The 19273-nt window shown below is 32.3% G+C and carries 21 protein-coding genes; 9 read left to right on the top strand and 12 right to left on the bottom strand.

All coding sequences use genetic code 11. The features are described from left to right. The first annotated feature begins 45 nt into the window (after positions 1 to 45). The 4 genes from B3578_RS05625 to B3578_RS05610 all read left to right on the top strand — a co-directional run bounded on the left by B3578_RS05625 (position 46) and on the right by B3578_RS05610 (position 3869). Positions 46 to 312, top strand: a complete 267-nt coding sequence (locus tag B3578_RS05625; RefSeq protein ID WP_291047219.1) for a hypothetical protein — start codon at positions 46 to 48, stop codon at positions 310 to 312. After that, positions 210 to 803, top strand: coding sequence for a histidine kinase (locus tag B3578_RS05620; RefSeq protein WP_349676195.1), 594 nt, complete (start codon positions 210 to 212; stop codon positions 801 to 803). The genes B3578_RS05625 and B3578_RS05620 overlap by 103 nt, the downstream gene beginning before the upstream one ends. Before the next feature lie 31 nt (positions 804 to 834). Further along, entirely contained in the window at positions 835 to 1494 is a 660-nt protein-coding gene (locus B3578_RS05615; protein ID WP_291047217.1) for a LytR/AlgR family response regulator transcription factor, read from the top strand. A 98-nt stretch (positions 1495 to 1592) separates the two neighbouring features. Further along, positions 1593 to 3869, top strand: coding sequence for a cation:proton antiporter (locus tag B3578_RS05610; RefSeq protein ID WP_291047216.1), 2277 nt, complete (start codon positions 1593 to 1595; stop codon positions 3867 to 3869). An 89-nt stretch (positions 3870 to 3958) separates the two neighbouring features. Here the strand turns inward: B3578_RS05610 and gyrB are convergent, their stop codons facing one another. The 3 genes from gyrB to B3578_RS05595 all read right to left on the bottom strand — a co-directional run bounded on the left by gyrB (position 3959) and on the right by B3578_RS05595 (position 7472). Next, on the bottom strand, positions 3959 to 5902 hold the full coding sequence (gene gyrB, locus B3578_RS05605) for a DNA topoisomerase (ATP-hydrolyzing) subunit B (protein WP_291047214.1): 1944 nt from the start codon (positions 5900 to 5902) through the stop codon (positions 3959 to 3961). Between the two features lie 490 nt (positions 5903 to 6392). After that, complete coding sequence (gene rsmG / locus B3578_RS05600) at positions 6393 to 7019, bottom strand: 16S rRNA (guanine(527)-N(7))-methyltransferase RsmG (protein WP_125349806.1); 627 nt, start codon at positions 7017 to 7019, stop codon at positions 6393 to 6395. A gap of 6 nt (positions 7020 to 7025) precedes the next feature. Continuing rightward, the gene (locus B3578_RS05595; protein ID WP_038332644.1) at positions 7026 to 7472 is read right to left on the bottom strand and encodes a GAF domain-containing protein; all 447 of its coding nucleotides are present in this window, start codon (positions 7470 to 7472) and stop codon (positions 7026 to 7028) included. 95 nt (positions 7473 to 7567) lie between these two features. Here B3578_RS05595 and xrtF point away from each other — a divergent pair, with 95 nt between their 5' ends. Continuing rightward, positions 7568 to 8110 carry an exosortase family protein XrtF gene (gene xrtF / locus B3578_RS05590; RefSeq protein ID WP_221854516.1) on the top strand — a complete coding sequence of 181 codons (543 nt, stop codon included), beginning with the start codon at positions 7568 to 7570 and terminating at the stop codon, positions 8108 to 8110. Next, the gene (locus tag B3578_RS05585) at positions 8100 to 8546 is read left to right on the top strand and encodes an exosortase F system-associated membrane protein (protein ID WP_125349788.1); all 447 of its coding nucleotides are present in this window, start codon (positions 8100 to 8102) and stop codon (positions 8544 to 8546) included. Before xrtF ends, B3578_RS05585 begins: the two co-directional genes overlap by 11 nt. 14 nt (positions 8547 to 8560) lie before the next feature. On the opposite strand, the gene B3578_RS05580 is transcribed toward B3578_RS05585, so the two are convergent. From B3578_RS05580 to B3578_RS05565, 4 genes are read right to left on the bottom strand one after another with little or no spacing between them, the layout of a single operon-like run. Next, the gene (locus tag B3578_RS05580) at positions 8561 to 9097 is read right to left on the bottom strand and encodes a hypothetical protein (RefSeq protein ID WP_286495525.1); all 537 of its coding nucleotides are present in this window, start codon (positions 9095 to 9097) and stop codon (positions 8561 to 8563) included. 2 nt (positions 9098 to 9099) lie between these two features. After that, positions 9100 to 9414: a hypothetical protein gene (locus B3578_RS05575; RefSeq protein ID WP_219034412.1), complete on the bottom strand. Its 315-nt coding sequence runs from the start codon at positions 9412 to 9414 to the stop codon at positions 9100 to 9102. Between the two features lie 12 nt (positions 9415 to 9426). Further along, the gene (rlmB, locus tag B3578_RS05570; protein WP_219034413.1) at positions 9427 to 10176 is read right to left on the bottom strand and encodes a 23S rRNA (guanosine(2251)-2'-O)-methyltransferase RlmB; all 750 of its coding nucleotides are present in this window, start codon (positions 10174 to 10176) and stop codon (positions 9427 to 9429) included. 28 nt (positions 10177 to 10204) lie between these two features. Then, positions 10205 to 10468, bottom strand: coding sequence for a hypothetical protein (locus B3578_RS05565; RefSeq protein WP_221854513.1), 264 nt, complete (start codon positions 10466 to 10468; stop codon positions 10205 to 10207). Between the two features lie 43 nt (positions 10469 to 10511). Here B3578_RS05565 and B3578_RS05560 point away from each other — a divergent pair, with 43 nt between their 5' ends. From B3578_RS05560 to B3578_RS05550, 3 genes are all read left to right on the top strand, one after another. After that, entirely contained in the window at positions 10512 to 11306 is a 795-nt protein-coding gene (locus B3578_RS05560) for a thymidylate synthase (protein WP_180905207.1), read from the top strand. 89 nt (positions 11307 to 11395) lie between these two features. Then, complete coding sequence (locus B3578_RS05555) at positions 11396 to 13930, top strand: M1 family metallopeptidase (protein WP_286495522.1); 2535 nt, start codon at positions 11396 to 11398, stop codon at positions 13928 to 13930. Between the two features lie 67 nt (positions 13931 to 13997). Continuing rightward, complete coding sequence (locus B3578_RS05550; RefSeq protein WP_115001867.1) at positions 13998 to 14486, top strand: dihydrofolate reductase; 489 nt, start codon at positions 13998 to 14000, stop codon at positions 14484 to 14486. 59 nt (positions 14487 to 14545) lie between these two features. Here B3578_RS05550 and B3578_RS05545 read toward each other — a convergent pair whose 3' ends face one another. The 5 genes from B3578_RS05545 to tatC form a co-directional block, all read right to left on the bottom strand. After that, positions 14546 to 15880, bottom strand: a complete 1335-nt coding sequence (locus tag B3578_RS05545) for an MFS transporter (protein WP_180905208.1) — start codon at positions 15878 to 15880, stop codon at positions 14546 to 14548. Positions 15881 to 15898: 18 nt separating this feature from the next. Further along, entirely contained in the window at positions 15899 to 16531 is a 633-nt protein-coding gene (locus tag B3578_RS05540) for a bifunctional nuclease family protein (RefSeq protein ID WP_038332620.1), read from the bottom strand. A 108-nt stretch (positions 16532 to 16639) separates the two neighbouring features. Then, positions 16640 to 17596: an electron transfer flavoprotein subunit alpha/FixB family protein gene (locus tag B3578_RS05535; RefSeq protein ID WP_115001872.1), complete on the bottom strand. Its 957-nt coding sequence runs from the start codon at positions 17594 to 17596 to the stop codon at positions 16640 to 16642. A 26-nt stretch (positions 17597 to 17622) separates the two neighbouring features. Next, positions 17623 to 18369, bottom strand: a complete 747-nt coding sequence (locus B3578_RS05530) for an electron transfer flavoprotein subunit beta/FixA family protein (RefSeq protein ID WP_115001874.1) — start codon at positions 18367 to 18369, stop codon at positions 17623 to 17625. A 68-nt stretch (positions 18370 to 18437) separates the two neighbouring features. After that, entirely contained in the window at positions 18438 to 19271 is an 834-nt protein-coding gene (gene tatC / locus B3578_RS05525; RefSeq protein ID WP_115001876.1) for a twin-arginine translocase subunit TatC, read from the bottom strand. Positions 19272 to 19273: the final 2 nt, after the last annotated feature.

Raw genomic sequence — 19273 nt, 5'->3', positions numbered from 1 at the left:
TTTTTTATTCATAAATTATTCTATCTTTGAGTTAGAATTTTTCGCATGATTCAACTTCCTACCATATTACTTTATCTCGTTATTGCATTGATTATTTTTCTAATCATTATGATTACATATTTAATCCATTCATTAAAATCTGAGAAAAAAATAAGTCATGAGCAAACGCAACGTTTAGACAATTTATCTACAAAAGTTGATGAGTTAAAATTGGAGTCATACGAAGCAAAATTGAATCCACATTTGTTCAAAATATTCTCAATTCGATTCAATCCAATGCGTACCAAACCTATTATACGATTGATAAATTAGCTAATTTATTGGATTATATTTTGTACGAAAGCAAAGACAATTTTGTGACGATAAAAGATGAAATAGATTTCACTAAAAACTTTATTGAAATTAATAAAGTAAAAGTTTCGCCTTTGTTTGATTTTCAAGTTAAAACGAAAATTGATGAAACTTCACCTTACTATCAAGAAAAAATTATTTTACCTTTATTAAGTATTGATTTTATTGAAAATGCTTTCAAACATACCGATTTTCAACAAGCCAATTCATTTATAAAAATTATGCTTGAACTGAATAATAAATCATTTCAAATTCAGGTAATGAATAAAATTTCTCCAAAAAATAGTTTGAAAAAAGAAACTGGCGGACATGGAAGTCAATCATTAGAACACCGCTTGAAAATGGTTTACGACGACGATTTCTTACTTTCTAAAACTATTGAACAGGATATTTTTGTAGCCAACTTAAAAATAAATTTACATGAGTTTTACACTAAAATGCATACTAATTGACGACGAAATTCTTGGGTTAAAGTACCTGAAAATGTTGTGTGAACAAATGGAAGACATCGAAGTTGTGAAAGCTTATGTTGATCCTGAATTATTCATTAACGAAATCGAAAATCTTGATTTTGACTTTTGTATTTTAGATATCGAAATGCCTAAAATAAATGGTTTACAAATCGCTAATTTATTAAAAGAAAAACCGTTTATTTTTTCCACTGCTTATAAGGAATATGCTGTTGATGCTTTTGATTTAGACGCGACAGATTATATTCAAAAACCAATCAAAAAAGAGCGTTTACAACAAGCTGTTGACAAAGTAAAAAAACGTTTACAAAATAATTTTTCGACACCAAATAATTTTGTACAATTAAATTCAGACAAAGGAAAAATTTTGTTGCAGTTTAATCAAATTTTGTACATTACAACTTCTAGTGTTGACAGCCGTGATAAAGTGGTTTATTATCAAGATTTATCGTTCTTAATTTTGAAAAATATCACACTCGATGCATTATCAGAAATGTTACCCGAAAAAGATTTTGTCCGCATCAATAAACGAGAAATAATTAGCTTGCATCATATTAAATATTTTCACTCAGACAATGTTACTTTAGATGTTTTATCAAAAGAAAATAAAGAAATTAATTTGGTGTTAAGTGAAGTTTACAAAGCTAATTTTATTGCTCAAATTTCAATTTGATTACAAAAAAAATCCATTTCATTACATTTTACTCAAGTTTAAAAAATATTGATATTTTTCTGTAAATTAATTTCTGACTTTTGTTAAAAATTAACGCCATGAAAAAATCGACAAGAAATTCTATTTTTTATATAATAACCATTCTACTTTGTTCAATCATGATGTATTTTATTGTGATTAAAGCAGAAGAAATGGAAGCTGGGAAACATGTTGTTCATGCTGCAAATGGAAGCAATTACTTCAATGATTTCATCAACAGTATTACACATAATATTGGACACCCTCTTGCTATTTTATTAGCACAAATTGTGACCATTATATTTACCGCAAGAGTTTTTGGATGGATATTTAATAAAATTGGACAACCAACTGTAATTGGAGAAATTATTGCAGGTATTTTCCTTGGTCCTTCTTTCATTGGAATGCATTTCCCAGAATTTTTCGGAGATCTTTTCCCAAAAGAATCATTAAGAAACTTAGAATTTATCAGTCAAATCGGTTTGATTCTATTCATGTATGTCATCGGAATGGAATTAGACCTTAAAGTGCTAAAGAAAAATGCACAAGACGCCATAGTTATTAGTCACGCGAGTATCATTATTCCATTTACACTTGGTTTAGCTCTAGCTGGATTAATTTATATGGAATTTGCTCCAGAAGGAATTAACTTTCTATCATTTGCCCTTTTTATCGGAATTTCGATGAGTATTACAGCCTTTCCCGTTCTGGCTCGTATTGTACAAGAACGCGGGATTAGCAAAACTCGTTTAGGTTCTATTGTAATTACTTGCGCTGCTGCCGACGATATCACGGCTTGGTGTTTATTAGCCGCGGTTATCGCAATTGTAAAAGCTGGCTCATTCATCAGTTCATTGTATGTTATTTTACTAGCAATTGTTTACGTTATCGCGATGGTTCGTTTCGTTCGTCCTTTCCTAAAGAGAATTGCAGACGTACATTCGAGCAAAACAACGCTTACAAAACCTATCATTGGAATCTTTTTCTTGGTCTTAATTATTTCTTCATACTTAAGTGAAATCATAGGAATTCATGCATTATTTGGAGCTTTTTTAGCTGGAACAATTATGCCTGAAAATGTGAAATTTAGAAATTTATTCATCGAAAAAATAGAAGATGTTTCATTGGTTTTATTACTTCCGCTGTTCTTTGTTTTTACAGGTTTAAGAACACAAATTGGATTATTAGATAGTCCACATTTATGGCAAACTGCGGGAATGATTATTTTGGTAGCTGTAACAGGAAAATTTGTTGGAAGTGCAGTAGCCGCTAAATTTGTTGGGCAAAACTGGAGAGACAGTTTGACCATTGGTGCCTTAATGAATACACGAGGTTTGATGGAATTAGTCGTGTTAAACATTGGATATGATTTAGGTGTCTTAACACCAGAAGTTTTCGCTATGATGGTGATAATGGCTTTGGTCACAACTTTTATGACAGGTCCAGCTTTAGATTTAATCAATTGGATTTTTCGAAAACAAAAGACAGAAAATGAACTTTCTGAAATTAGTCAAAGTCAGAAATATAAAATATTAATTGATTTTCAAACACCTGAAAAAGGTGCTGAATTGTTACGAATAGCTAATAGCTTTATCAAAAAACAAGACGAAAACTCACTTGTTTCCGCAATTCATGTGATGAAAAGTAGCGAAGTGCAACATTTCAATCTTGAAGATAGAGAAGCAGAAATTTTTGAACCGATTATTGAGGTTTCCGAAGAATTACATCAAGATGTAACAACCATGTTCAAAGTTTCTACAGATATGGTTTTTGAGACAATTGATATTGCACAAAAAGGTGATTACGATTTGATGTTGATGGGTGTTAGAAATTCTATTTATTCAGGTTCGTTATTAGGAAATATTTTAGGATTTACGACAAAAATTATCGATCCAGATATTTTGATTGGTCAAGTTACTGGAAAAGAAAACATGTTTGATCATTCAATTTTCAACGAAAGAACGAAACAATTATTGAACAAATCAACAGTTCCTGTTGGTGTTGTTTTGGATAAAAATTTCACAAAAGCTGAAAAAGTTTTTCTTCCTCTTTTCGGAAATAAAGATGCCGATTTACTGAAATATGCACAACGTTTAATCTCGAATAGCGAATCTCAAATTATTATTGTAGACGTGAGCGGTTACACAAAACGTCATTCAGAAGTAAAAGAAATTATTCGTAGTATCGAAAATATTGCTCCAAATCATATTAGTCTTTCGTACAAACAACAACTGGATAAAGAGTTTTTAGATGAAATGGATTTGATGATGATTAGTATGAAAAGTTGGAAAAACTTAATCGAAACAAAAAGTATTTGGATTTCCAATGTACCAACAACATTGATTATTTCGGAGTAAATCTTCTTCATTCAAGATTTATATATTCAATTACAAAAAATAAATCCAGCTTAAAAGCTGGATTTATTACTTTATATTATTCAAATCGATTAAACATCAATTTTTGCATAGTGTGCATTTTTCTCGATAAACTCACGACGAGGCGGTACATCATCACCCATCAACATAGAGAACACGCGATCTGCTTCTGTTGCATTGTCAATCGTTACTTTACGCAACGTTCTGTGCTCTGGATTAAGAGTTGTATCCCATAATTGCTCTGCGTTCATTTCCCCAAGACCTTTGTATCGTTGAATTGTAACTCCTTTACCAGAACCATCTGTAGAAAATTCTGCAGTTAAACGTTCACGATCTTTTTCATCCCAAGCATATTCTGCTTTCGCTCCTTTTTTGATTAAATATAAAGGTGGCGTTGCAATGTAAATATGTCCTTGCTCAATCAATTCTTTCATGTAACGGAAGAAGAATGTCAAAATTAATGTCGCGATGTGAGAACCGTCGACATCGGCATCGGTCATAATTACAACCTTGTGGTAACGTAATTTTGAAATATTAAGTGCTTTCGAATCTTCTTCAGTTCCGATTGTTACACCTAAAGCTGTATAAATATTTTTAATCTCTTCGTTATCCAAAACTTTGTGCGCCATCGCTTTCTCTACATTCAAAATCTTACCACGCAATGGTAAAATTGCTTGAAAATGACGATCACGACCTTGTTTTGCCGTTCCTCCGGCAGAATCTCCCTCGACTAAGAATAACTCAGATTCTTCTGGCTTACGAGAAGAACAATCCGCTAATTTCCCTGGCAATCCGCTTCCTCCCATAGGATTTTTGCGTTGTACCATTTCACGAGCTTTCTTCGCTGCCTGACGAGCTTTTGCTGCTAAAATTACTTTATCAACAATTTGTTTTGCTTCTGTTGGATTCTCTTCTAAGAAATTCGTTAACATTTCTGCCACGATTTTATCAACCGCAGGAGAAACCTCAGAGTTTCCTAATTTCGTTTTCGTTTGACCTTCGAATTGAGGCTCCATTACTTTTACCGAAATCACTGCTGTTAATCCTTCACGGAAGTCATCTCCAACGATTTCAACTTTTTCTTTTGCAAGATTAAAGTTTTCTTCAGCATATTTTTTCAATGTACGTGTCAATGCACGACGGAAACCAGATAAATGTGTTCCACCTTCGTGTGTATTGATGTTATTTACATACGAATGTACATTTTCGTTATACGATGTATTGTATCGCATTGCAACCTCAACTGGAATTCCATCGCGTTCACCTTCCATGAAGATTACTTTGTCCATAATAGATTCGCGGCTACCGTCGATAAACTCAACAAATTCTTTTAATCCTTCTTTAGAATGAAAAGTTTCTGTTACAGGATTTCCATCAGCATCTTTTTCGCGTTCATCAACCAATACAATATTGATTCCTTTGTTCAAGAAAGCTAACTCACGCAAACGATTTGCTAAAGTAGAATAGTTATATGTTTGTACTTCTTGGAAAATTGTATCATCTGGCGTAAAAGTTACTGTTGTACCACTTTTATCAGTCGTTCCAACTTCTTTTACATCGTACAAAGGTTTCCCTTTCGAATATTCCTGAATATATTGTTTTCCGTTCTTGAAAACTTCTGCCGATAAATGGTTAGAAAGTGCATTAACACACGAAACTCCAACACCGTGCAAACCTCCAGAAACTTTGTACGTATCTTTATCAAACTTACCACCTGCACCAATTTTCGTCATTACAACTTCTAATGCAGATTTTCCTTCTTTTTTATGTAAGTCGACAGGAATACCACGTCCGTTATCTTCGACACGAATCGAGTTTCCTTCTAAAATTGTTACCTTGATTGTATCACAGTATCCTGCTAAAGCTTCATCAATAGAGTTATCAACAACCTCGTAAACTAAGTGGTGTAATCCTCTAACTCCGACGTCTCCAATGTACATCGATGGACGAAGACGTACGTGCTCCATTCCTTCTAACGCTTGGATATTATCCGCCGTATATGTGTTATTACTCATAATATGTCTCTAACTTTTTAAAACAAACAAATATAGTGAATTTTGACGAGAAAACCTCTTAAAAAGAACTTAAAGTATTGGATAAAATAACGTTTTAAAATTTAATTTTTGGATTAATTCAATAATTATTGTGTTTAAACTTTTTTACTAAGCAAAACGTGATATAACTCTTTAATCTCTTTTTATTTTCATTTTTTTCTTGATAAAAAAACGAAACAAAAAAATCAAGGTTATAAATCTTTGACTAAAAATTATCAACACTTCGATAATGATTTAAAAATTCACATACGTTCATTAAATCATTTATAACCTACGCTTATTCAATTTTATTAACGTCAAAGCTTTAAATACCATTATTTTTAAACCTTAAAAAAAAGAAAAATAGCTGAATAATTAAAAATCACTATTTGAAAGTTTAAACAAGATTATTGTTAAAATAAAAAACCGAAATCAAATTGATTTCGGTTTTCAAGTATATAATTTCTATAAATTAAATATCTTTCTTTTCTAAATAAACGACTTTCTTCGTTTCGAAGAAATCTTCGTCAAAAAAGTTTTGAATATCAAACAAAACAGCATTTGGAAAACCTGCTAATTCTTCTGTCAAATCACCTCCTTTTAGATATAATAAGCCATTAGGAAAAGGATTAATCGCTTCTTTTTTAAATTTTCCTCGAATCCATTCTGCGAATCTTGGCATTGCTGTCACCGCACGAGAAACCACAAAATCGTATTTATCTGTTAATTCTTCGGCACGTTTTTGTTCTGCTTTTACGTTCGTCAAACCTAAACCGTCAGCCACACCTTTTACAACCTTGATTTTTTTTCCGATAGAATCTACCAAATGAAACTGAACATTCGGAAACAAAATTGCCAACGGAATTCCTGGTAAACCACCTCCAGTTCCTACATCCAGAACAGAAGAACCATCTGCAAATTCCATCACTTTTGCAATCGCTAAAGAATGTAAAATATGGTTCGTATAAATTTCATCAATATCTTTTCGAGAAACAACATTGATTTGATCGTTCCATTCTTTGTACAAATCACCAACTTTCGAAAATTGTTCGATTTGTTTTTCCGTTAAATCAGGAAAATATTTTAAAATTAAATCAATCATTGCTTAAATAATTTCTGAAACTCGCTGACAAACGTAATCTAACAACTTTGTATCGTCTTCTGTAAACGGATTAATTTTATGCGAATCGATATCAATTTGACCAATATTTTCTCCATTTTTGAAAATTGGAACAACAATTTCAGCTTTCGTTTCTATTGAACAAGCCAAATAATTATCTTGTGCATAAACGTCTGGCACAACAAAAGTTTCGTTAGATTCTGCCACTTGCCCACAAATTCCTTTACCATAAGGAATTATTGTATGATCGGTAGCTGCACCAACATAAGGTCCAAGTTTTAGTTCATTTTTATCTCCATTCTTGAAATAAAATCCCACCCAATTATAGTATTCAACTTCGTCACTCAACAATTGACAAATCTTTTGTAATCTATCTTCCGTAGAAATTGCGCTATCAATTATGACATCCACGCGTTTATGTAAATCTTGCATTTTGTTACTTCTAAAAAAGCAAATTTATTGATTAATCATAACTTAATCAAAAGTTGACGTTTTTCATTTATATTTGTTCAAGATTTTTTAACCAAATGAAAGAATTTAAACCTTTATTGTTATTCCTTGCACGTTTTTTAGGAACTTACATTATTTTAAGTTTAGCTTATAAATTGTATTTGGATCAATATTTACCGCACAATAACCCTGATCCGTTTACAAAATTAACGTCAGATGTAACAGCTTTTGGCTTGAACAAATGTGGTTTTTTTACTTTTTCTAATATTGCAGAAAATCAGCCTTGGATGCGTTTGGTAATGGACGGACAAGTGGCGTCTATTGTAAATGAAGGTTGTAATGCGATTTCTATTTTGATAATTTTCATAGCGTTTATCGTTGCTTTTTACACGAATTTCAAACAAACTTTTTTGTTTATTTTGTCTGGTTTAGCAATTCTTTTTGTGATGAATATTTCGAGAATTATGTTGTTAAATTATATTTTTAGATACCACGCAGAATATGGTAAAATGGCGCACGATTATCTATTCCCTGCAATTATTTATGGTTCAATCGTGATTCTTTGGATTGTTTGGATCAAATTTTTTGTAACAAAATACAATAAGCAAAATGCTAAATAAATATTTACGTTATGCAATTGCAGTTTTACTTGTTTTTGGATTAATATTAGTCCGAAAATTTGAAGATATTTTATTTTATGATCCTTTCTTAGAATACTTTCATTTTGTTGGACATTCAAAATTTCCTGAAATTGATTTACCAAAATTAAACGCAAGTCTGATGGTTCGCTATCTAATTAATACATTATTAACGGTATTAATTGTTTGGTTTATTTTCTGGAAAAAAAGTTACGTTAAATTCTCTATCATTATTATGATTATCGGATTAATCGTTCTTTTACCAATCTATAATTATTTGATTTCAACACATTTTTCATCAGGCGAAATGGTTTTATTTTATGTGAGAAGATTTCTCATTCAGCCCATGTTTTTATTAATTTTAGTTCCTTGTTTTTATTACCAAGAAATACAACATAAAAAAACGGTCGAAAATTAATTTTCGACCGTTTTTTATTTTTTATTTTGACTTTGAAAAATATCTTCCAAAAATTTTATTTTTTCTTCTTCAGACATCGGTTTTTCTCCATTATCATTTAAAGTAATCCCTGTTAATTTATTATTACGAACCGAAAATAATAAATATGAATTTAAATCTATATTTCCTTTTACTTTCTCCTTAAATATTCTCCAAATTATATAATTAGAGTTTCTCTTTAATTCTGATACTAATACTTTTTCTCCGGTTTTCCAATAATCAGTCTCCCATTTATAATATTTCTCTAAAAGTTCACTTTCAGACAAACCTGTTTCATAAAATTCATATTTTTCTGGTTTCGCTACGACAATCATTAAGCTAACATCGGTTTTCTTATTAACAAAATGATATTGACTTGAACTTTTAAGTTGTCCTTTATGTTCCCATTTTCCAGGGAATTCAAAATATTCTTCATTAATGATATAATGAGAAACTTTTTGAGCATTAACAAAATTTGAAAAAAATAATATTACAAAAAGAAATGTAATTTTTAAAAAACTATTTGCTTTCATAATTACAATCCCGATTCTTCTTTTTCTTGTTGCGCATCTAACTTTGCTTGCTCTTTTGCAGCTGCTTCTTGTGCTTTTTGTTCTGCAACTTTACGTTTTTCTTCGTTTGCAATTTCTGCATTCGCTTTGTTCACTGCTTTGTATTTGTACAACCAACCTAAGAATCCACCAAGTATAAATCCAACTCCAGCACCTCCTGTTATTCCGACTAAAAATTCTTTGTCCGCAAATAATCTTGAGATATCTAAATTTGTAAAATAGTACATTGCAACGCTAATCGCAATCAACAAAAATCCAATAAAAGTAGAATAGGTCATCGTTATATGTTTTTAAAATAAATCTTGTAACATTCTTTGGCGAACAGCTTCGTACAAAATCGCTCCAGCCGCAACCGAAACATTCAGTGAAGCAGTTTGTCCAGCCATAGGCAATTTAATAATTTTATCCGAAATTTTAATAATAGAATCCGAAACTCCATCTTCCTCACTTCCCATCACAATAGCTGCAGGAACAGAGAAATCTGCATCATAAATAAATTCTGCTGATTTTTCAGAAGCACTAAAAATTGAGATTCCAGCCGATTGTAAATATTTAATAACATTCACTAAATTTCCTTCTTTACAAACCGGAATATTGTACAACGCTCCTGTCGAAGTTTTGATCGCATCTGCATTTACAGAAGCCGAACCTTTTGCTGGAATAATAATTGCATCAACACCAACACATTCTGCTGTACGAGCGATTGCACCAAAATTACGAACATCAGAAACACGATCTAAAATCAAGATAAAAGGTGTTTTTCCTTGTTCCCAAATTTGAGGTAATACATTTTCGATTGAATCAAATTCGATTGGCGAAATAAATGCATAGACTCCTTGGTGATTTTTTCCTGTAAAACGATTTAGTTTTTCTACAGGTACATAACTTACAGGAATTTCATATTCAGTGATTAATTTTCTCAATTCAGAAAAAATTTCACCTTGTAAACCTTTTTGAATAAAAATTTTGTCGATTGTTTTCCCTGCTTCAATCGCTTCTATTACTGGTCTTAAACCAAAAATTCCCGCTTCGTTTTTCATAAGTGCAAAGATAAAAAATTATACGTAACTATTTACCTATCCTTCTCTTCAATTGTTGTAAATAATTTGGAAAGCTCATATACAACATGCAACCAATAACAATTAGCGAAATCATTGAGATTAAATTTAGTTTGATATGAACAATTTTTGACACAAAAACAACCACCAAAACAACATTAAATAAAGTTTGGAAATAAAAATGTTGCGCAATTTTTCGTCCAAAATCTGATTTGCTATACGAAGCAAAAAACATAAAAAGCACTAAAATTGTAAAAATTAAACTAATTTTCATTCTAAAAAAAATCACTAAATTTGAAAGGTTAAATATACTCAAAATGCAACAATATCACGATTTATGTAAAAAGGTTTTAGCAGAAGGCGCTTTTAAAGAAGACAGAACGGGAACAGGAACTAAAAGTATTTTTGGTTACCAAATGCGTTTCGATTTGTCGAAAGGTTTCCCTTTGGTGACGACTAAAAAATTACATTTAAAATCGATTATCTACGAATTGTTGTGGTTTTTGAAAGGTGATACGAATATCAAATATTTAACAGATAATGGTGTAAGAATATGGAACGAATGGGCTGACGAAAATGGTGATTTAGGTCCTATTTATGGTCATCAATGGCGTTCATGGGGGAAACCAAATGGAGAAGTTGTTGACCAAATTAAAGTTGCGATTGATCAAATAAAAAATAATCCTGATTCACGTAGAATTATAGTTTCTGCTTGGAATGTTGGAGAATTAGATCAAATGGCTTTAGCTCCATGTCATGCATTTTTTCAGTTTTATGTGAATGATGGAAAATTATCGTTGCAATTGTATCAACGTAGTGCAGATATTTTCTTAGGTGTTCCATTCAATATTGCGTCATATGCGTTATTACAAATGATGGTTGCACAAGTTTGTGATTTAGAAGTCGGCGATTTTGTGCATACTTTTGGAGATGCACATATTTACAAAAATCATTTTGAACAAGTTGAACTACAATTAACACGCGAACCTTTTCCTCTTCCAACAATGAAAATCAATCCGAATGTAAAGGATATTTTTGATTTTACATACGAAGATTTCGAATTAGAAAATTATCAAGCTCATCCTCACATCAAAGGAATTGTAGCAGTTTAATCATAAAAAAACACTTAAAGTCTCCAAATTGGAGGCTTTTTTTGTAACTTTTCGAGAAAATTATCAACCAATAGAAATAAATTTTTACGATGAAAAAACGAATCCTTTGGCTTTCATCAGCCTTTATTATATCAAGTCTTACTTATGCGCAAGTAATGACGCCACCGCCGAGTTATAACGAAAACCAAACGAACAAATTAGATATTTATCGTGCAGAAGCAGAACGAATTAATAATCTTGTTCATACCAAATTGGATCTTAAATTTGATTATGCAAAAGAGCACGTTTTAGGTGAAGCTTGGGTAACATTGAAACCACATTTCTATGCTACAAACAAAGTTACATTAGACGCAAAAGCAATGTTGATTAGCGAAGTCGCTTTGGTAAATGGTGCTACAAAAAAAAAATTAAATTATAAATACGATGATTTACAATTAGTCATCGATTTGGATAAAGAATACAAAAAAGATCAAGAATATACACTTTACATCAAGTATACAGCGCGTCCAAACGAAGTAAAACAAGAAGGAAGTGCGGCCATAAACGATGCAAAAGGTGTTTATTTTATCAATGCAAAAGGTGAACGACCAAATTATCCAACTCAAATTTGGACACAAGGCGAAACTGAATCTTCTTCTTGTTGGTTCCCGACAATTGATAAAACGAATCAAAAAACTTCACAAGAAATCACGTTAACATATCCTGATAAATATGTTTCATTATCAAATGGAACAATGAAATCTTCGAAGAAAAATTCGGACGGAACAAAAACTGATTATTGGAAATTTGATAAAAAACATGCGCCATATTTATTCTTTTTCGGGATTGGAGATTACGCAGTCATCAATGATAAATGGAAAAATATCAATGTTGATTATTACGTAGAACCAGAATATAAAGATGTTGCAAAGCAAATTTTTGGTAATACACCAGAAATGATTCAGTTCTTTTCTGATAGATTAAACTATCCTTATCCTTGGGATAAATATGCACAAATGACGGCTCGCGAATATGTTTCTGGAGCTATGGAAAATACAACAGCTTCTTTATTTCATGATGGTGTTCAGCAAAAAGCTGGTCAATTAGTCGATGAAAACACTGCTGAATATGTTATTGCGCACGAATTATTTCACCATTGGTTTGGAGATTTAGTTACGGCTGAAAGTTGGGGAAATTTAACAGTGAATGAATCGTTTGCTAATTATTCTGAATATTTATGGTTTGAATATAAATACGGAAAAGAGAAAGCGGATGAGCATCGTTACAACGAAATGTTTGGTTATAAACAAGGCGATGGACCAACGAAAAATTTGGTTCGAGTTCATTACAATTCTCGCGAAGACATGTTTGATGGTGTTTCGTACAACAAAGGTGGAATTATCTTACATATGTTGAGAAACTTCTTAGGAGATGATGCTTTCTTCAAAGGTTTGAACAAATATTTGAAAGATAATGAATACGGAAAAGCTGAATCTACTCAATTACGATTGGCTTTGGAAGAAGTTTCTGGTCGTGACTTAAATTGGTTTTTCAATCAATGGTATTACGAAAATGGTCATCCAAAATTAACAGTTGTTTCAGATTATTCTTCAGCAAATAAAAAAATAAAAGTTGTTGTTCGTCAAGATGCTTCAAAATTATTTGAATTTCCTTTTGCGATTGATATTGTCGAAAATGGAAAAACAACGCGTCAACAAGTTTGGGTTCCAAAACAAGCCGAAACTGTTTTCGAATTTGCAGCAAACCAAAAACCTGATGTCGTTATTCCAAATGCGGATCAAGTTTTATTAGCAGATATCGACGATAAAAAACCTGTTGAAGATTTTATTGCGCAATACAAAGCTGGAAAAGGAAATTACACGACACGTTTATTAGCGATTGAAGCAATGGCAAATGCGCAAGCAACTAATCCAAAAGCGGCTGATGCCTTGGTTAATGCTTTAGATGATTCATTTGATGGATTAAGAATTTATGCGATTCATAAATTGGACACAAAATCAAAAACGATTGTTGATAAAGCTTCATCAAAATTAAAACAATTGGCTTCTAATGATCCTAAAACATTGGTTCAAGCGGCTGCTTTAAGTGCTTTGAATGATGCCAATATTTATGATGTAGCAATTTTCGAGAAAGCTTCAAAAAGCCCTTCATTTAGTGTTCAAGGAGCCTCGTTAACTGGAATCTTAAAAAATAATCCTTCAAAAATTAATGATTTAACAACTAATCTTGATAATGAAGTGATTAAAGGTTCACCAGATTTAGCAATGGCATTAGTTCCGACTTGGATCAAAAATAATCAATTGGATAAAGCTGCTTTAATTTCGGAATCTGCTGCGATGTATGAATTCGTAAAATTCCAAGATCCAGAAAAAGGAAAAATTGCTGAACAAGCTTTCAATTGGATTATGAACAATGACACACCAGATGCAACGGCTGAAATTGCTAAAACATATTCGCGTTATTATCCATATTTGAAAGAACAAAATCCACAAGCAGGACAAGCTGTGAAAATGATGGCTGAAAAAGCATTGCAAGTAAAAACGAATGCTGCAAAAACAATTAAATCAGCAACTATTGCAAAACAAGTGGAGCAATTACAAGATGCTATAAATAAAATGAAATAATTCACTAAAATTATTATATTTGTTAAGCTATCCTTGCAAGAGGATAGCTTTTTTTACCTTATAACTTATGATAAACATTGTAGTAGCAAAAGCAAGCAACAACGTAATTGGTGCAAAAAATGATTTGATTTGGCATTTACCAAATGATCTGAAACATTTCAAAAGTATAACTTCTGGGCATCCTATTATTATGGGACGAAAAACGTTCGAATCATTGGGTAGACCTTTACCAAATCGTACCAATATTGTTGTGACAAGAGATCAGAATTGGAATACAGAAGGTATCGAAATTGCGTCTTCTTTACCAAAAGCAATAGAAGTTGCGAAAAAAATTGACGATGATATTTACATTATCGGTGGTGGAAATATTTACAAACAAGCGATGGAATTTACTGATATTTTGTACATCACAGAAGTTCATCACGAATTTGATGGAGACACTTATTTCCCAGAAATAGACTTGGACGAATGGGAAGAAGTAGAACGAGAAGATTTCAAAAAAGATGAAAAACATCCATATGCTTACTCGTTTGTGACGTATAAAAGAATAGATTAGAAACTTTCGTGCATAAAAAAAGCAAGAATTTTGATTCTTGCTTTTATATTTTTTACACCTTAATGTTTTACATCTTGTACTTCGTCTGGATTGTGTTTGTATTTGAACACAATTGCGAACAATACCGTAACAACTAATGCGTAGCCTGCGAAAATAAACCAAGAATGTCTCCATCCTTCTAGCTGCAATGTCAAATCAGTTTGACTATACACTAAATGATTCACGATGTATTGTGCAATTAACATTCCGATTGTTGCTCCAAAACCATTGGTCATCATCATAAAAACTCCTTGTGCAGAAGAACGAATTTCTTCGTTTGTTTCTTTGTCTACATACAACGAACCTGATACATTGAAAAAATCGAAAGCGATTCCGTAAACAATCATTGATAAGATAAACATCCAAACGCCAGATCCTGGATCTCCTAATCCAAATAATCCGAAACGTAAGACCCAACCTACCATTGCCATCAACATCACGATTTTGATTCCGAATCGTTTTAGCACGAAAGGAATTAATAAAATACACAATGTTTCAGAAACTTGAGACAACGAAATTAAAGCATTTGCATTACTTGCTCCCCACGTATTGGCATAATCTGGAATATCCTTAAACGTTGTGATAAATGGATTTGCATATCCATTTGTAATTTGCAAAGAAACGCCTAAAAGCATTGAAAAGATAAAGAAAATTGCCATTTTTCTATCTTTAAATAATGCAAAAGCTTTTAAACCAAATGCATCAGAAATAGATTGTTTTTCAGAACTTTTGTTAACTGGGCAATTAGGTAATAAGAAACTGTATAAAAACAATATAACTCCTAAAAATCCAGATACAAAGAACTGATAATAATTGGATTGAAAACTTACGAATGTTGGATCACTTGAAAAGTTAAATCCAAAAACACCATCTTTAAATCCAGAGAAATTAACAAATAACATCGCTACAATAAAACCAACTGTTCCAAACGTTCTGATTGGAGGAAAGGATTTGATTGTGTCTAAATTATTTTGTTTTAAAATTGTGTAGGCTGTTGAGTTAGAAAGGGCGATTGTTGGCATAAAGAACGCCACACTAACCGAATAAAGTGCGAAGATTGTTGTAAAATCTACATCGTTTCCAGCTGTCATTCCGTAATAACCTGCTGCAAACATAAAAATCGCAGCTAATAAATGATTCAATCCCAACAAACGTTGTACAGGAATCCATCTATCCGCTACAATACCCATTATTGCGGGCATAAAAATCGACACAATACCTTGCATCGCGTAAAAAAGACCAATTTTTGGACCTAAGCCAACTGATCCTAAGTAATTTCCCATAGAGGTTAGGTATGCTCCCCATACCGCAAACTCAAGGAAACTCATGATTGTAAGTCTAAGCTTTACAGACATAATTATTTGAAATAGTTATTAGTTTCCCATGTTATCGATTTGATCACGAAGGCGAGCTGCCAATTCATAATCTTCATTCTTCACAGCTTTTTCCATCTCAGTTTCAAGTTCAGATTTTGTCCAACCTTCATATTCGTTGATATCAGACAAATCATTTTCCAAACCAGCCAAGATATCCAAATCATCTTCGAAGTTATTTGCTGCGCGACGTATATTTTCTTCTTCTTCAATAACGTCCAAATGAATTCCAGCTTTTTCTACAACATTATCATAGGCATAGATAGGTGCATTGAAACGAACAGCCAATGCAATTGCATCAGAAGTTCTCGAATCAATCTCGGCACGTTGTCCATCATCATTCACAAAAACAATATTCGAATAAAAAACACCATCTTCTAATTTATAAATATAAATAGAATCAACATTCAATTGAAATTCTTTTCCTAATGAAATAAACAAATCGTGTGTTAATGGACGAGGTGGATTAATATCTTTCTCTAAAGCTAATGCGATTGATTGTGCCTCAAAGCTCCCAATAATAATTGGCAACTTTCTTCCTCCTACATTTTCCTCTAGAATCAACGCATATGCGCCAGTCTGAGTTTGACTGTAAGATATTCCTTTAATATTTAATCTAATTAAATTGTCCATTTGGGCGTAAATCTATGAAAAACTGATGAATATTTAATCTTTTTTTAATGAATAAAAAAAATCCGAACCACCTAAATGATTCGGATTGAATTTATAATCTTAAAATGATTAAGCTTGACCTTTATATTTTTTTAACTCTTCAGTTAATTTAGGAACAATCTCAAAAGCATCTCCTACGATTCCGTAATCAGCCGCTTTAAAGAAAGGCGCTTCTGGATCATTGTTGATGACAACAATTGTTTTAGATCCATTAACTCCAGCTAAGTGCTGAATAGCTCCTGAAATACCAACTGCGATATATAAATTTGGCGCAATTGCTTTTCCTGTTTGTCCTACGTGCTCAGCATGCGGTCTCCAACCAATATCAGCAACTGGTTTAGATGATGCTGTAGCAGCTCCTAAAACTTTTGCTAAATCTTCGATCATTCCCCAGTTTTCAGGACCTTTCATTCCACGACCTGCAGAAACAACAATATCCGCTTCTTTCAAATCGATTTTATCAGAAGAAGCCATTTCTGTTGAAACAACTTTTACTTTTGCATCTGCATCAGAAACTGATACTGAAGCTGATTCTTCTGAACCTGAAACTGCATTTTCTTTTGCTCCGAATGCGTTTTGTAGAACTGTAACTACAACTTTTCCTGAAACTGCAACAGTTTCTACTCCTTTTCCAGAGAATGCTTTACGTGCAACTGTGAATGGAGAAACTGCTGTTGGAGATTTTTCTACATTTGTTACTAAAGATGCTCCTGTTTTGTATGCTAAAACTGGTGCTATAGTCGCTCCTTCGTTTGTTGATGGTAAAACCACAACATCTCCTTGAGCAACTTCAGCCAAAGCTTTTGCGTAAGAATTTGCATCAAATTTTGCTAAAGCTGCATTATCAACTTTAACTACTTTAGATGCTCCATATTTATATAATTCGTCAGCAGTAGCATTTCCAAAAACGATTGCTGTAACAGTATCTCCAGCAACATCAGCTGTAGCTTTTGCGTAAGAAACTGCTTCTAATCCTGCTTTTTTATATTTTCCGTCGTGTGACTCTGCGTATACAAAAATTGCCATTTTTTAATTTCTTTTTAGGTGAATAATTAGATTACTTTAGCTTCTTCGTGTAATAATCTTACCAATTCTGCTACATTGTCTTTGTCGATTAATGTTACATTACCTCTTTCAGCAGGTTTTACATAACCAACAACTTCAACTTTAGTTTCTGTCGCTTCTGGTGCAACAACTGCGATTTGTTTTGTACGCGCTTGCATAATTCCACGCATATTAGGAATTCTTAATGCAGCCTCGTCAACCAATCCTTTTTGTCCTGCGATAACAGCTGGTAAAGTAACTTCTACAGTTTCTTTTCCTCCGTCAATTTCACGAACAGCTTTTGCAGAAGAACCTTCTACATCAAGACCGATACATCCGTTTACAAAACCATAATCTAACATTGCAGCAACTAATCCTGGTACAGAACCTCCATTATAATCAATTGATTCTTTTCCTGTCAATACTAAATCAAAACCACCATCTTTAGCAGCTTTTGCGATTTGTGTAGCAACAAAGAAATCATCGCGAGCATCAGCATCAATACGAATTCCATCATTCGCACCAATCGCTAAAGCTTTACGCATAACTGGATCTACAGTTGCATCTCCAACAGTTAAAATTGTAACAGTAGCTCCTTGTTTTTCTTGTAACTCTACTGCTTTATTTAAACTAAATTCGTCGTGCGGGTTAATAACGAACTGAACACCATTTTTATCAAATGATTTTCCGTCAGCTGTGAAGTTGATTTTTGCTGTAGTATCTGGTACACTACTAATACAAACTAATATCTTCATAATTTTGTGTTTACTTTTTCTTTTATGTAAAAATAACTAATTTATTTTATTATGCAAGCATAACATTGTTAATTCTTTACTAAGTCGTTACTTTTCGCTTTCAATTGTTTTTTATAAACTGAATTTGAAACCAATACACTTAGTTCGTACAATAACCAAAGAGGAATTGTAACTAAAATCATACTGTACACATCGTTTGGTGTAATTGCAGCTGCAATCACTAATACAACAATAAATGCGTGTTTACGGTATTCTTTCAAAAATTTTGGTGTTAAGATTCCAATACTCGTTAAGAAGTAAACGAAAACAGGCATCAAAAACATAACTCCCATCGATAATAATAATTGAACAAATAAATCGATATAACTTGGCAACGTCCATGTATTTCCTACACCAAAAGGATCGTAAGTGAATAAAAATTGTGTACACAATGGTAGCAACATATAGTAACTAAATAAGACTCCTGTTACAAAGAAAAACGAAACAGCGAAAATGGTAAATCCTGCATATTTTCGTTCAGCTTCTTTTAATGCTGGTTTTACAAATCGCCAAATTTCAAAAATAATATAAGGAATTGCGATAATTACACCACACACAATTACTGCAAAAAATTGTGAAGTGATCTGTCCTGATGGATTAAGATTGGTCAATTCTTTCGAAATATCAAATGATTCGGTATAAATTTTTCCGAAACCTGTTAATTCACCAAATTGATTAAAAATATCAAACGTTGGAAAAGTTGATTTTAATGGAGCCATAATCACATGTTCCACCAATTCGTCCCAATAAATAGCGACTGCAATAGATGTAATCACAATTGATAAAATAGAACGAACCAAATGTCCTCTCAACTCACCAATATGAGCCAAAAATGACATACTCGATTTTGTATTATCTGCCATAC

It is taken from the genome of Empedobacter sp. UBA1574 (genome assembly GCF_002322895.1).
Lineage (GTDB): Bacteria > Bacteroidota > Bacteroidia > Flavobacteriales > Weeksellaceae > Empedobacter > Empedobacter falsenii_B.
Note: the sequence above shows the minus strand (reverse complement) of the source record. Positions and strands in the feature narration are given on the sequence as shown.